The sequence below is a fragment of the Pseudomonas sp. C321 genome, from assembly GCF_055407105.1.
Genome location: NZ_JBUZRB010000002.1, coordinates 1 through 13,048 on the forward strand (window position 1 = coordinate 1; position 13,048 = coordinate 13,048).

Annotated in this window: 14 protein-coding genes and 1 rRNA gene; 9 read left to right on the forward strand and 6 right to left on the reverse strand. The window is 56.8% G+C overall.

Annotation, left to right across the window (positions count from 1 at the left end):
- Positions 1–185, reverse strand: a 16S ribosomal RNA gene (locus ACZRJ6_RS05920); the annotation flags it as partial.
- Between the two features lie 552 nt (positions 186–737).
- A complete protein-coding gene (tyrS, locus tag ACZRJ6_RS05925; RefSeq protein WP_463967918.1) occupies positions 738–1,937 on the reverse strand; it encodes a tyrosine--tRNA ligase in 1,200 nt (399 codons plus the stop codon).
- Between the two features lie 211 nt (positions 1,938–2,148).
- Here tyrS and ACZRJ6_RS05930 point away from each other — a divergent pair, with 211 nt between their 5' ends.
- Both ACZRJ6_RS05930 and ACZRJ6_RS05935 read left to right on the forward strand, forming a co-directional pair.
- Complete coding sequence (locus ACZRJ6_RS05930) at positions 2,149–3,567, forward strand: peptidoglycan DD-metalloendopeptidase family protein (protein WP_463967917.1); 1,419 nt, start codon at positions 2,149–2,151, stop codon at positions 3,565–3,567.
- Positions 3,568–3,570: 3 nt separating this feature from the next.
- Positions 3,571–4,662, forward strand: coding sequence for an anhydro-N-acetylmuramic acid kinase (locus ACZRJ6_RS05935; RefSeq protein WP_463967916.1), 1,092 nt, complete (start codon positions 3,571–3,573; stop codon positions 4,660–4,662).
- Between the two features lie 68 nt (positions 4,663–4,730).
- Here the strand turns inward: ACZRJ6_RS05935 and erpA are convergent, their stop codons facing one another.
- The gene (gene erpA / locus ACZRJ6_RS05940; RefSeq protein ID WP_003176443.1) at positions 4,731–5,081 is read right to left on the reverse strand and encodes an iron-sulfur cluster insertion protein ErpA; all 351 of its coding nucleotides are present in this window, start codon (positions 5,079–5,081) and stop codon (positions 4,731–4,733) included.
- A gap of 152 nt (positions 5,082–5,233) precedes the next feature.
- Positions 5,234–6,268 (reverse strand): N-acetyl-gamma-glutamyl-phosphate reductase, encoded by a 1,035-nt coding sequence (argC, locus tag ACZRJ6_RS05945; protein ID WP_463967915.1) that lies wholly within the window; start codon positions 6,266–6,268, stop codon positions 5,234–5,236.
- A 136-nt stretch (positions 6,269–6,404) separates the two neighbouring features.
- Here argC and hemJ point away from each other — a divergent pair, with 136 nt between their 5' ends.
- The 6 genes from hemJ to coq7 all read left to right on the forward strand — a co-directional run bounded on the left by hemJ (position 6,405) and on the right by coq7 (position 10,932).
- Positions 6,405–6,833, forward strand: coding sequence for a protoporphyrinogen oxidase HemJ (gene hemJ, locus ACZRJ6_RS05950; protein WP_463967914.1), 429 nt, complete (start codon positions 6,405–6,407; stop codon positions 6,831–6,833).
- Positions 6,834–6,869: 36 nt separating this feature from the next.
- Entirely contained in the window at positions 6,870–7,838 is a 969-nt protein-coding gene (locus ACZRJ6_RS05955; protein ID WP_463967913.1) for an NAD(P)H-dependent flavin oxidoreductase, read from the forward strand.
- A gap of 87 nt (positions 7,839–7,925) precedes the next feature.
- Positions 7,926–8,891 carry a DUF805 domain-containing protein gene (locus ACZRJ6_RS05960; RefSeq protein WP_463967912.1) on the forward strand — a complete coding sequence of 322 codons (966 nt, stop codon included), beginning with the start codon at positions 7,926–7,928 and terminating at the stop codon, positions 8,889–8,891.
- Between the two features lie 63 nt (positions 8,892–8,954).
- Positions 8,955–9,743 carry an SDR family NAD(P)-dependent oxidoreductase gene (locus ACZRJ6_RS05965; protein ID WP_463967911.1) on the forward strand — a complete coding sequence of 263 codons (789 nt, stop codon included), beginning with the start codon at positions 8,955–8,957 and terminating at the stop codon, positions 9,741–9,743.
- An 84-nt stretch (positions 9,744–9,827) separates the two neighbouring features.
- Positions 9,828–10,166 (forward strand): histidine triad nucleotide-binding protein, encoded by a 339-nt coding sequence (locus ACZRJ6_RS05970; protein WP_463967910.1) that lies wholly within the window; start codon positions 9,828–9,830, stop codon positions 10,164–10,166.
- A gap of 118 nt (positions 10,167–10,284) precedes the next feature.
- A complete protein-coding gene (gene coq7, locus ACZRJ6_RS05975) occupies positions 10,285–10,932 on the forward strand; it encodes a 2-polyprenyl-3-methyl-6-methoxy-1,4-benzoquinone monooxygenase (protein ID WP_133102252.1) in 648 nt (215 codons plus the stop codon).
- 106 nt (positions 10,933–11,038) lie between these two features.
- Here the strand turns inward: coq7 and ACZRJ6_RS05980 are convergent, their stop codons facing one another.
- The gene (locus ACZRJ6_RS05980; protein WP_005792019.1) at positions 11,039–11,461 is read right to left on the reverse strand and encodes an OsmC family protein; all 423 of its coding nucleotides are present in this window, start codon (positions 11,459–11,461) and stop codon (positions 11,039–11,041) included.
- Between the two features lie 249 nt (positions 11,462–11,710).
- Between ACZRJ6_RS05980 and crp the strand changes: the two genes are divergently transcribed.
- A complete protein-coding gene (gene crp, locus ACZRJ6_RS05985) occupies positions 11,711–12,355 on the forward strand; it encodes a cAMP-activated global transcriptional regulator CRP (RefSeq protein WP_149414408.1) in 645 nt (214 codons plus the stop codon).
- Here crp and ACZRJ6_RS05990 read toward each other — a convergent pair.
- Positions 12,352–13,047, reverse strand: coding sequence for a lipoate--protein ligase family protein (locus ACZRJ6_RS05990; protein WP_463967909.1), 696 nt, complete (start codon positions 13,045–13,047; stop codon positions 12,352–12,354). The two genes, crp and ACZRJ6_RS05990, sit on opposite strands and share 4 nt — an antisense overlap.
- Between the last annotated feature and the right edge of the window lies 1 nt (position 13,048).

Genomic DNA, 13,048 nt, shown 5'->3' on the forward strand with positions numbered 1-13,048 from the left:
CCGTAGGACGTATGCGGTATTAGCGTCCGTTTCCGAACGTTATCCCCCACTACCAGGCAGATTCCTAGGCATTACTCACCCGTCCGCCGCTCTCAAGAGAAGCAAGCTTCTCTCTACCGCTCGACTTGCATGTGTTAGGCCTGCCGCCAGCGTTCAATCTGAGCCATGATCAAACTCTTCAGTTCAAACATCTTTGGGTTTTTAAGAAACCCTAAACTTGGCTCAGCAATCGTTGGTTACATCTTTGATTTCTCGCGGAGTAACTTGTGATGCTGATAATCTTGTTGACTATCAGTCTGACTCCACAAGCACCCACACGAATTGCTTGATTCAGTTGTTAAAGAGCGGTTGGTTAAGATCTTTCGTCTCAACCGAGCGGCGCATTCTACAGCAGCCTCTGTTGCTGTCAAGCGGTTATTTTAAGAAGTTTTCAAAGTTTCCTTTGTAACTTCAACCACTTGCGCTTCCGATCTCTCGTTAGCGGGAGGCGAATTCTACAGCGTTACTCGCTGCTGTCAACACCTCTTTTTCTCCGCTTTCGACCGAGAAGATCGAACCGTTAATAGGGTCAAACAACACGACCTTATCAACTCCTTCTGGGCTTCGGTGAACTGAAGCAACTCGCTATCGAAACCTACATAACTCTTTGTTTACCAAGGAGTTTTCCGTTTCGACTGCGCCGGAAGTGGGGCGAATTATAGACTTCCAGAATCTGCCGTCAACCCCTAATTTCAAGCTTATTCGGATTTGAGCGTAATGCGCGCAAATGCCTTCTTGCCAGCCTGACAAACATGGGTAGCGCCCAGCTCGTATATAAAGGTGCGATCTACAACCTCACCATCTATACGCACACCGCCAGAACCCAGAAGGTCCCGCGCCACGGCAGAATTCTTCACCAGGCCCGCCTTATTAAGCACAGCCGCAATCGGCATCGCCTCAGCAGCAGTCAACTCAACCTCAGGCAGATCGTCCGGCAGTTCGCCATCCTTCATACGGTTACCCGCAGCACGATGAGCACTGGCCGCAGCTTCCTCACCATGGAAGCGCGCAACGACTTCTTCCGCCAGCTTGATTTTTACATCACGGGGATTAGCCCCTGCCTCCACATCAGCACGCAGCGCATTGATCTCTTCCATCGAGCGGAAGCTCAGTAGCTCGAAGTAACGCCACATGAGCGCATCCGGAATGGAGACCAGCTTGCCGTACATAACGCCCGGCGCTTCCTGAATGCCTACATAGTTGCCCAAGGACTTGGACATCTTTTTGACACCATCCAACCCCTCCAGCAAAGGCATGGTCAGAATGCATTGAGCTTCTTGCCCATAGGCACGCTGCAACTCACGCCCCATCAGCAGGTTGAATTTCTGATCCGTACCACCCAACTCGACATCAGCGCGCAAGGCCACGGAGTCGTAACCCTGAACCAGCGGATAAAGGAACTCATGGATGGCAATTGGCTGATTGGTGGAGTAACGCTTATCGAAGTCATCGCGCTCAAGCATTCGAGCAACGGTGTATTGGGACGTCAGGCGAATGAAATCCGCCGGCCCCATCTGATCCATCCAGGTGGAGTTGAAAGCCACCTCAGTCTTGGCCGGATCAAGAATCTTGAAGACCTGCGTCTTATAGGTCTCTGCATTATCGAGAACCTGTTCGCGGGTCAGGGCCGGACGCGTGGCACTCTTGCCACTGGGATCGCCGATCATCCCGGTGAAGTCACCTATAAGAAAGATCACCTGATGCCCCAGTTCCTGGAACTGGCGCAGCTTATTAATAAGCACGGTATGGCCCAGGTGCAGATCCGGCGCAGTCGGATCGAAGCCAGCTTTAATACGAAGGGGCTGACCACGCTTGAGCTTTTCGATCAGCTCGGCTTCGACCAACAGTTCTTCCGCACCACGTTTGATCAGCGCTAGCTGCTCTTCAACCGACTTCATAACAGACCCGTAAGGCTCAGATTCAAAAGGGAACCAACCATACAAGATCAGGGAGTAAATACAAGTTTTGCCCTGCGTACAGACACCTTTCCACTAGCTCGGCGTTCGCAGGCTTGCGTCACAGACGATTTGGTTATATTTTATACAGTTATTTCATCTTCATCATGTCAGTCATCTTTTCCAATTCATTTTTTCAAAGTCAAAATTACCTATGACCACTGAACCGTCTAAAGCGCCACCGCTTTACCCGAAGACCCACCTGCTCGCCGCAAGTGGTATCGCCGCCCTTCTAAGCCTGGCACTCCTGGTATTCCCTTCCAGTGACGTAGAAGCCAAACGAACAACCTTGAGTCTCGACTTAGAGAGTCAGACTGAGCAACTGACACAAGATCAGGACGCTTCTGACGCACAACAAGCCACAAATGGCGCTGTTGAGTCGCCATTTGCGCAGATTGAAAACAGCACTGACGACACCAAGGGAACAGCCCAGGCGACTCCGGCTACCGCCCCAGAGGCAGCGAAGGGCCCGGAACACCGCGAAGTGATCGTTGCTAGAGGCGACACGCTGTCAACGCTGTTCGAAAAGGTCGGCCTCCCAGCGTCAACGGTTAATGAAGTGCTGGCCAGCGACAAGCAAGCCAAGCAGTTCACCCAGCTCAAACACGGCCAGAAGCTTGAATTCGAGCTGACTCACGACGGCCAACTGAACAACCTGCACAGCAGCATCAGCGACCTTGAAAGCATCACCCTGACTAAGGGAGCCAAAGGCTTCGCCTTCAATCGTATTACCACCAAACCCGTGGTGCGCTCCGCCTATATCCACGGTGTGATCAATAGTTCGTTGTCACAGTCCGCTGCTCGCGCCGGCCTGTCCCATAGCATGACAATGGACATGGCCAGCGTGTTTGGCTACGACATCGACTTCGCCCAGGATATTCGCAAGGGCGATGAGTTCGACGTGATCTACGAACAGAAGGTCGCCAACGGCAAGGTCGTCGGCACGGGCAACATCCTTTCGGCGCGGTTCACCAACCGCGGCAAGACCTACACCGCCGTGCGCTATACCAATAAACAAGGCAATAGCAGCTACTACACTGCCGACGGCAACAGTATGCGCAAGGCTTTTATCCGCACCCCGGTCGACTTCGCCCGTATTAGCTCGCGCTTCTCCATGGGCCGCAAGCATCCAGTTCTGAACAAAATCCGTGCCCACAAAGGTGTGGACTACGCGGCACCTCGCGGCACACCGATCAAGGCAGCCGGCGACGGCAAGGTGTTGCTGGCTGGTCGTCGCGGTGGCTACGGCAATGCCGTGATCATCCAGCACGGCAATACCTATCGCACGCTTTACGCCCACATGCAGGGCTTTGCCAAAGGCGTCAAGACTGGCGGTAACGTCAAACAAGGCCAGATAATCGGCTACATCGGCACCACTGGCCTGTCTACCGGCCCGCACTTGCATTATGAGTTCCAGGTCAACGGCACACATGTCGACCCACTGGGCCAGAAGCTGCCGATGGCCGATCCAATCGCCAAAGCAGAGCGCTCGCGCTTCCTGCAGCAGAGCCAACCACTGATGGCACGCATGGACCAGGAACGGGCCACCATGCTGGCCTCGGCGAAGCGCTGAGCCATGCCGCTCTATATAGGCGTGATGTCCGGGACCAGCCTTGATGGCCTGGACATTGCGCTGATCGAGCAAGGCCCGGCGATCAGGTTGATCGCCACCCACTACATTCCAATGCCTGAATCCCTGCGCACCGAACTGCTTGGCCTTTGCGCCAGCGGCCCGGACGAAATTGCCCGCTCCGCCATTGCCCAACAGAACTGGGTAACGCTCGCGGCCCAAGGCATTCACGCATTACTGGAACAACAGAAACTCACTCCCCAGCACATTCGCGCGATCGGCAGCCACGGGCAGACCATTCGTCATGAACCCGCTCGCGGGTTTACGGTGCAGATCGGCAACCCTGCGCTGCTGACCGAATTGACCGGTATAACTGTCGTCAGTGACTTTCGCAGTCGCGATGTTGCAGCCGGCGGCCAAGGCGCGCCGTTGGTGCCTGCTTTTCATGAGGCGCTCTTCAGCGAGCACAGCGGCAACCGCGCGGTATTGAATGTGGGCGGCTTCAGCAACCTGAGCCTGATCGAGACAGGCAAGCCTGTTTCCGGATTTGACTGCGGCCCTGGCAATGTCTTGCTTGATGCCTGGATCCATCTGCAGCGAGGTGAGAACTTTGACCGCAACGGCCAATGGGCTGCCAGCGGAAACATTGAGCCTCTGCTGCTCAAGGCTTTACTGAGCGACCCCTTCTTCCTGACACAAGGCCCGAAAAGTACCGGCCGCGAAGTGTTCAACCTTGGCTGGCTGGAACACCATCTCCGTCGACTACCCGAGTTCGCCGCTGAGGACGTTCAAGCCACACTGCTTGAACTGACCGCGCAGACCATCGTCGAGTCGCTGCGAGCCGCCCAACCCCGGACCGAAACCCTGCTGGTGTGCGGCGGCGGCGCCCACAACGGCGCACTGATGAGCCGCTTGCGCGCGCGGCTACCCGATACACATGTCAGCAGCACCGCCACTTGCGGTGTAGATCCTGACTGGGTCGAAGCAATGGCCTTCGCCTGGCTGGCCCACTGTAGTCTTGAAGGCATCGCCGCCAACCGCCCAAGCGTCACAGGCGCCCGAGGGCTGCGAGTACTCGGCGCGATCTACCCTGCCTGAACCCCAGACAGCAAAACGCCGCTTGGCTCCATCAGAACCAAGCGGCGTTTTGCCCAATCCGCTAGCGATCAGATCGAGAACGAAGACCCACAACCACAAGTCGTGGTCGCATTCGGGTTCTTGATCACGAAACGTGAGCCTTCCAGACCTTCCTGGTAATCCACCTCGGCGCCTGCCAAGTACTGGAAGCTCATAGGGTCGACGACCAGGCTTACGCCCTCGCGCTCGACGATGGTGTCGTCATCGGCCACATCTTCATCGAAAGTGAAACCGTACTGAAACCCTGAACAACCGCCGCCCGTAACAAATACGCGCAGCTTCAAGCGATCATTACCCTCTTCATCGACCAGGCTCTTCACCTTGTGCGCAGCACCGTGGGTGAATTGCAAAGCCGTGGGGGTGAAGGATTCAACGCTCATGCTGATTATCTCCCGGCGTAGCGCCGCCATATGCGTGATGGCGGCCATTATCCGCTTCTCCTAGAAAAACGGTCAACTATTATGGGGGCCGCGGCAAGCTTCAAGCCATTAGCTCCAAGCTTGCGGCTTACAACTTGAAGCTTGCAGCTGCCTTAAGGCAGCATACCCGTGTGGGATAAGCCCAGCTTCTCATCCAGGCCAAACAGAATGTTCATGTTCTGCACCGCCTGCCCCGACGCGCCTTTGACCAGGTTATCAATGACTGACAGGACCACTACCAAATCACCATCCTGCGGGCGATGTACCGCGATACGACAAACGTTGGCTCCACGTACGCTGCGTGTTTCCGGATGGCTGCCCGCGGGCATCACATCGACGAACGGCTCGTTCGCGTAGCGCTTTTCAAACAGTGCTTGCAGGTCTACCGAGCGATCCACAACGGTCGCGTACAACGTGGAGTGAATCCCACGAATCATCGGAGTCAAATGCGGGACGAAAGTCAGACCGACGTCCTTGCCAGCAGCACGACGCAAGCCTTGGCGAATTTCCGGTAAATGGCGATGCCCTTTGACCGCGTAGGCCTTCATGCTCTCCGACGTTTCAGAGTACAGCGAACCTACCGCAGCGCCACGACCAGCACCGCTGACGCCCGACTTGCAGTCAGCAATCAACCGCGAGACATCTGCCAAACCTGCTTCCAACAACGGCAGGAAGCCCAACTGCGTAGCGGTCGGATAGCAACCCGGCACAGCAATCAGACGCGCCTGCTTGATCTGCTCGCGATTGACTTCCGGCAGCCCATAAACGGCCTCTTCAAGCAGCTCTGGAGCACCGTGAGGCTGCCCGTACCACTTGGCCCACTCATCGGCATCCTGCAGACGGAAGTCCGCAGACAGATCGATAACCTTGGTGCCAGCGGCCAGCAACTCACCCGCCAGGGCATGGGCAACCCCATGGGGCGTGGCGAAAAACACCACATCGCAGGCGCCCAGGGCCTTGATGTCCGGAACACTGAACGCCAGACCGTCGTAGTGGCCTCGCAGGTTCGGGTACATATCGGCAACGGCCAGGCCGGCCTCGGATCGAGAAGTGATAACCACCACCTCAGCTTGCGGATGCTGAGCCAACAGACGCAGCAATTCGACACCGGTGTAACCCGTGCCGCCGACGATACCGACCTTGACCATAAACCTGCCCTCAACGAACCCACTGGAAAGCCGTCGATAATAGGGGCCGTATCGTTCTGCGACAACCGCCAAGGTGACGTACGCACGCTCTAACCTCTACTATCTCCAGTTACCGTGAACCTGGGAATAACTAAAAATGCTTTATCTATGGATCAAAGTCTTTCATATCGTCAGCATCGTCTGCTGGTTTGCCGGGCTGTTTTATCTACCCCGCCTGTTTGTCTACCACGCACAAAGCGAAGACACCGTCAGCAAGGAACGCTTCTGTGTCATGGAGCGCAAGCTGTACAAAGGCATCATGCTGCCGGCGATGATCGCCACGCTGGTATTCGGCATCTGGCTGATCAGCCTCAACCCCAGCGTATTCAGCCAAGGCGGCTGGATGCACGCCAAGCTGACCTTGGTAGTGATCTTGATCGGCTACCACCATATGTGCGGCGCACAGGTGAAACGTTTCGCCCGTGGCGAAAACACCCGCAGCCATGTCTTTTATCGCTGGTTCAATGAAGTGCCAGTTCTGATATTGCTGGCTATTGTAATTTTAGTCGTCGTAAAGCCGTTCTAACTTCTAATCAGCCGCACTTAATCCGGGGTACCTCCAATGTCGCTGCCCGCTTTGCTTGAACAACGTCTGCGCCTGCCCGTGGTGGCTGCGCCGATGTTCCTGATTTCCAACCCGCAACTGGTATTGGCCTGCTGTCGTAACGGTGTAGTCGGGAGCTTCCCGGCGCTCAACCAACGGGAAAGCAGCGGCTTCAAGGCCTGGCTGGAAGAAATCGAAGCAGGCTTGGCGCTGTTGGAAAACCCGGCGCCCTATGCAGTCAATCTGATCGTGCACAACAGCAACCCGCGCCTTGAAGCCGACTTGGCGATTTGCGTCGAACACAAGGTGCCGATCATCATCACCAGCCTGGGCGCGGTCAAAGAGTTGGTGGACGCCGTGCATAGCTACGGCGGCCTGGTATTCCATGATGTCACCACCCGGCGCCACGCGGAAAAAGCCGCAGAGGCCGGTGTTGATGGGCTTATCGCCGTCGCGGCCGGCGCCGGTGGCCATGCCGGCACCTGGAGCCCCTTCTCGCTGATTGCCGAAATACGCCAATTTTTCGATAAAACCCTGTTGCTGGCCGGTTGCCTGAACCACGGGCACGAGATCCTCGCTGCGCAGTTGCTCGGTGCAGACCTGGCCTATTTCGGCACCCGATTTATCGGCACCACCGAAAGCCATGCCCCGGATGCTTATAAAGAGATGCTGCTCACATCGCGCGCCGCCGACATCGTGCACACTCCTGCCGTCTCGGGCGTGCCGGCGAGCTTTATGCGCCAAAGCCTGGAAAACGCCGGCTTCGACCTCGCCGCGCTACAAGGCAAGGGCGAAGTCAATTTCGGCTCAAAACTCAAGCCATTGAGTGACGAGGCCAAGGCCTGGAAGACCGTATGGTCCGCCGGCCAGGGCGTCGGTGAGATTGATGATCTACCCAGCGTCGATGAACTCATTGCCCGCCTGGATGCCGAATACCGCAAGGCGCTTGAGCACGCAGCACAACTACCAAAACGTTGGCCGCGCTGATCTAGTGGCAGTGTATCGCCTGCTGATTGAGGCAGGCGCTTCACACCCCCGCAACACCCACCCAATTCAAGTGACAAGGATGCCCGCATGAGCGACAACCGTTTCAAGATCGTGTTTGATGGCGCACTGTTGACGGGTGTCGAAGTCACCACAGCCAAGCTGAACCTCGCCGACCTGTTCAAAAGTGATGTCGAAGCCATCGAGAAGCTGTTTACCGGACGCCTTGTTACCCTCAAGCGCGACCTTACTCAAGCTGACGCCCAAACCTACCTTGAAGCACTGACCAAGACTGGCATTGATGCACGCATCGAAGCCGAACAACCGATAGCCTTCAGCCTGGCCGAGACTCACGAGACCGACTCCAGCAGCTCAACCAACTACAGCCGCCCAGCCGCATCACCTTACGCGCCGCCACGAGCCGCCGTAGGTGAAAACCTGCCAGAGTTCGCCACCCTAAAAGTCTTTACCGTCAATGGACGTATTGGCCGGTTGCGCTTCCTGGCCTGGACCCTGGTGCTGACGCTGGCGATGCTCGCCGTGACCGGCGTGGCCTTAACCATAGGTTTGGGTATCGCTGCGGCGTCTTCGACAGCGGCTATCGTCATTGGCACCCTGGTGGGGATCGCTTTTGGTGTCGCGTTTATCTGGGTCAGCGTGCAGATTACCGTACAGCGCTTGCATGACCTGGGCTGGTCCGGCTGGCTGTGGTTCCTCAACCTGGTGCCCTTCGTGGGCAGTGTTTTCCCTATTCTACTAATGGTGTTGCCGGGCAATACCGGCGCCAACCAATATGGCGCACCGCCACCGCCCAACAGTACTTCGGTCAAAGTGCTCTCTGTTCTATGGCTGGCGCTGATTCCGTTGATCTTCGTCGCACTGTTGATACCCGGCCTGAGCGGCATGCTGGATGAATTTGAAGGCACCGTGGATAGCACCTACGAAAGCAGCTCCATGACCACGGATGAAGACGCCGATCAAAGCGTCATCGTTGAGCAAGACGATGTGCAGAGTGCTGACGACGCAGCCGAACCTGTAGACTCTCCTGAAGAATGAAGAAACGCCCGACGCCTGTGATGCCTTTGTCTCAGGCTAGGCGGCGTTGCGATGGAGAAACGCATGACCCGTTACGCTCTGATCACCGGTGCCTCCAGCGGCATCGGCCTGGCCTTGGCCGAAGCATTGGCCCGCCGTGGCCGCAGCTTGATTCTGGTGGCCCGCCAGCGTGATCAGTTGGAAAGTATCGCAATCGAGTTGACTCAACGCTTTGGCGTCGAAGTGCTGTTCCGTGCCTGCGACCTTGGCGAGCCCTTGCGCCTGTCCGGGTTTCTGCTGGAGCTTGAAGAAGGCGAGCGACAGATCGATTTGCTGGTCAACTGCGCCGGCATTGGCACCTGTGGCCCGTTCCTGGCCCAGGACTGGATGACCGAACAAGATCTGCTGGAGGTCAATATCCTGGCCCTGACCCGACTCTGCCATGCCTTGGGCAACTCAATGGCTCTGCAGGGTGGCGGACAAATCCTCAACGTCGCCTCAGTCGCCGCTTTCCAACCCGGCCCGTGGATGAGCAGCTACTACGCCAGCAAAGCCTATGTGTTGCACTTTTCCGAAGGCCTGCGGGAAGAACTGAAGACCTGTGCAGTAAAAGTCTCGGTGCTCTGCCCCGGCCCCACGCGAACCGCGTTCTTCCGTACCGCGCAACTGAATACCGTCAAACTGGACAACAGCCAACAGCTAATGAGTCCGGAAGAGGTCGCGCTGTATACCGTACGCGCACTCGAAAAAAACAAAGCAATCATCATCCCCGGTCGTCGTAATCGCTGGCTGGCATTCAGCCCTCGCTTGAGCCCACGCTGGCTGACTCGCAAAATCGCCGGCGCCATCAATAAGGCCTACTGCCCGCGCTGACAGCAATCGACACACGCAAAGGGCTGGGCGCATGCAGATCGCCTGAGTACACTCAGCCTGCACTTTCACTACGGAGAAACAGCTGTGGATACTCTGTTCACCAAGATCATCAACAGAGAAATACCCGCGAATATCATCTACGAGGATGACCAGGTCCTGGCCTTCCACGACATCGCTCCAGCGGCACCGGTGCATTTTCTCGTAATTCCGAAAAAACCGATCCGCACCCTTAACGACCTCACCGAGGAAGATAAGGCACTGGCCGGACATATTTTGTTCACCGCCCAGCGCTTGGCCCTGGAGCTGGGCTGCGAAGACGGTTTCCGCGTGGTGATGAACTGTAACCCGATGGGTGGGCAAACCGTTTACCACATCCATATGCATGTACTGGGTCAGCGTCAGATGAATTGGCCGCCGGGCTGAGTGACCGCTCGTCCGAGTCGCAGCCGCTGGCTGCGACCTTACAGCTTTGACCCAACGCAAACGCTTCCCCCCTCTAATTGCGGTAAACTGGCCGCCGAGATTCTTCCCGGAGGTCAGCATGACTACCCAACGTCACTACTCGCCGATTGACCGTCTGTTGCTGCAAGCCGATACGGCAATGCGCACGTTGTTGCCGTTCAGCGGCCAACCGTACCGCCCCTCGCCCGCCATCGTGCAACCCGAAGCGCAAATGAGCGAGACCGACACTCGCCATGTCGCGGGCCTGATGCGCATCAACCATACCGGCGAAGTCTGTGCCCAGGCGCTGTACCAGGGCCAGGCCCTGACCGCCAAGCTGCCGCAAGTACGCGCCGCCATGGAGCATGCTGCCGAGGAAGAAATCGACCACCTAGCCTGGTGCGAGCAACGTATTCGCCAACTGGGTAGCCACCCGAGCGTGTTGAACCCGCTGTTTTATGGTTTGTCGTTTGGTATCGGCGCCGTTGCCGGGCTGATCAGCGACAAGGTTAGCCTCGGTTTTGTGGCGGCCACTGAGCATCAGGTCTGCAAGCACCTCAATGAGCACCTCGAGCAACTGCCACCCGAAGACGAGAAGTCCCGGGCGATTCTTGAGCAGATGCGTATTGACGAAGAACACCATGCCGAAAGTGCGCTGGATGCTGGAGGCTTCCGTTTTCCGGCACCGGTGAAGTTCGGCATGAGCCTGCTGGCCAAGGTAATGACCAAGAGTACTTACCGCATCTGATAATTCGCGTCTAAAGAATGCAGAAAGGGCGCTTTTTAAGCGCCCTTCTTTTTGCCAGGTTGAAATAGGTGTAACCCTATTTCAGGACTAGACACCAATCTATCGATCAGCCTAGCTCAATGATCTCGTAATCATGAGTAATGGCCACACCAGCCGCACCCAGCATGATCGAGGCCGAGCAATACTTTTCAGCCGACAGCTCAATGGCACGCTTGACCTGGGCTTCTTTCAGCGCCCGGCCCTTGACCACGAAGTGCATATGGATCTTGGTAAACACCTTGGGGTCTTCGGTGGCGCGCTCCGCCTCAAGAAAAGCCTCACAGCTTTCCACCGCCTGGCGGGACTTCTTCAGGATGCTGACCACATCGAAATTGCTGCAACCGCCGACACCCAACAAGAGCATTTCCATAGGCCGTACGCCCAGGTTGCGACCGCCAGCTTCGGGAGGGCCGTCCATGACCACGACATGGCCACTGCCCGACTCACCGAGGAACATCGCTTCGCCCGCCCATTGGATGCGTGCCTTCATCGCCCAGACTCCACTGCTAAAAAAGGGTCGCCAGCTTAGCACAGGGCCTTGGAGCGGCAGTGTTTCCCATGAAAACGATCAACTGCAGGGTTTGATAGTTAAATTCCCTAATCGAGTCAGAATGTGTCTGTTAAGCTGGCGCCAAATCAATGGCGCATTGCCATCCAATGGATGTTTGCACAGCAATTGATAGCGCTCGATAAAAAATACAAGTCCGACCACACCGTGCAGTCTTTTCGGGATACAACCATGGTTGCTATTACTCCCACACCCAAAATCAAGAACCTCGACAAACTATTGATGCATTGTCAGCGTCGGCGCTATCCGGCCAAGCACAACATCATCTGTGCAGGGGAGCGCTCGGAAACTCTGTTCTTCATCATCAAAGGCTCTGTCACCATCCTGATCGAGGATGACGATGGCCGTGAAATGATCATCGCCTACCTTAATATCGGTGATTTCTTTGGTGAACTGGGGCTGTTTGAACAAGCAGGAAAAGAACAGGAGCGCAGCGCCTGGGTGCGGGCCAAGATCGAGTGCGAAGTAGCAGAGATCAGCTATACGAAATTTCGCGAATTGGCCCAGCAAGATCCGGACATCCTGTACGCCCTGAGTGGCCAGATCGCCCAGCGCTTGCGTGATACGACCCGTAAGGTCGGTGACCTGGCATTCTTTGATGTCACGGGTAGAGTGGCGCGCTGCTTATTGGAACTGTGCAAACAACCTGACGCGATGACCCACCCAGACGGCATGCAAATCAAAGTCACTCGGCAGGAGATCGGACGTATCGTCGGTTGTTCACGGGAGATGGTCGGTCGGGTGCTCAAGGATCTGGAAGAGCGCAACCTGGTTCATGTCAAAGGCAAGACCATGGTGGTGTTCGGTACCCGCTAAACCGGCAGGAACTGACCGAGCATTTTCCGGTACAACGCGTCGAGCCGGCTAATTGCATCAGGGGCGGGGAAAGCTTCGTGCAAGGCAATATGGCTTTCGGCGCGCACACGCTGCTCTAACCCACAGGCTTCGTTGAAGCGGTTGACCGCCGCGATCAACGCATCGCGGTCGTTATCCAACAGCAACGCGCCATGCACCAAGCCTACCGGACGACCACCGCTTTGCCGCCAGCGCTGTGCGGTGCCGACCATTTTGCGGCCGTCGAGATTGACGTTGTAGCGCCCGTCGCAAAAAGCCCCGTCGATTTCACCCACCGATGCATCGCCACCCAACTCGATGAGCAGGTCGCAGATAGGCTGGCACAACCGTTGATACCCGGTTTCGATTCGGCCTTGGTCACCTTCGCTGCGAGGCGGAGCGTAGACCAGTGCAATATTGACGGTGGCCGCCGATTGCGGCACCGGTTCACCGCCTGTCTCGCGCAGCAAGACAGGCCAACCGTGGGCCGCCGAGACTTGGCTGGCGACTTCAAATGCGGGGAGTCGACTCAGCCGACGAGGCATGACCAACGCTTGGTCATTGGGCTGCCAAAACAGCAGCCCAAAGGACTGCTCGCCCGCGCAAACGGCGGCCAGCAAATCCTGTTCAGCCGCAAGGCCCGCCTCGACCGTCATTGCAATGGGCTTGATCATC

Coding starts and splice junctions, on each gene's coding strand:
- tyrS (WP_463967918.1), bottom strand. CDS start 1,937: ATGAAGTCGGTTGAAGAGCAGCTAGCGCTGATCAAACGTGGTGCGGAA.
- ACZRJ6_RS05930 (WP_463967917.1), top strand. CDS start 2,149: ATGACCACTGAACCGTCTAAAGCGCCACCGCTTTACCCGAAGACCCAC.
- ACZRJ6_RS05935 (WP_463967916.1), top strand. CDS start 3,571: ATGCCGCTCTATATAGGCGTGATGTCCGGGACCAGCCTTGATGGCCTG.
- erpA (WP_003176443.1), bottom strand. CDS start 5,081: ATGAGCGTTGAATCCTTCACCCCCACGGCTTTGCAATTCACCCACGGT.
- argC (WP_463967915.1), bottom strand. CDS start 6,268: ATGGTCAAGGTCGGTATCGTCGGCGGCACGGGTTACACCGGTGTCGAA.
- hemJ (WP_463967914.1), top strand. CDS start 6,405: ATGCTTTATCTATGGATCAAAGTCTTTCATATCGTCAGCATCGTCTGC.
- ACZRJ6_RS05955 (WP_463967913.1), top strand. CDS start 6,870: ATGTCGCTGCCCGCTTTGCTTGAACAACGTCTGCGCCTGCCCGTGGTG.
- ACZRJ6_RS05960 (WP_463967912.1), top strand. CDS start 7,926: ATGAGCGACAACCGTTTCAAGATCGTGTTTGATGGCGCACTGTTGACG.
- ACZRJ6_RS05965 (WP_463967911.1), top strand. CDS start 8,955: ATGACCCGTTACGCTCTGATCACCGGTGCCTCCAGCGGCATCGGCCTG.
- coq7 (WP_133102252.1), top strand. CDS start 10,285: ATGACTACCCAACGTCACTACTCGCCGATTGACCGTCTGTTGCTGCAA.
- ACZRJ6_RS05980 (WP_005792019.1), bottom strand. CDS start 11,461: ATGAAGGCACGCATCCAATGGGCGGGCGAAGCGATGTTCCTCGGTGAG.
- crp (WP_149414408.1), top strand. CDS start 11,711: ATGGTTGCTATTACTCCCACACCCAAAATCAAGAACCTCGACAAACTA.
- ACZRJ6_RS05990 (WP_463967909.1), bottom strand. CDS start 13,047: ATGATCAAGCCCATTGCAATGACGGTCGAGGCGGGCCTTGCGGCTGAA.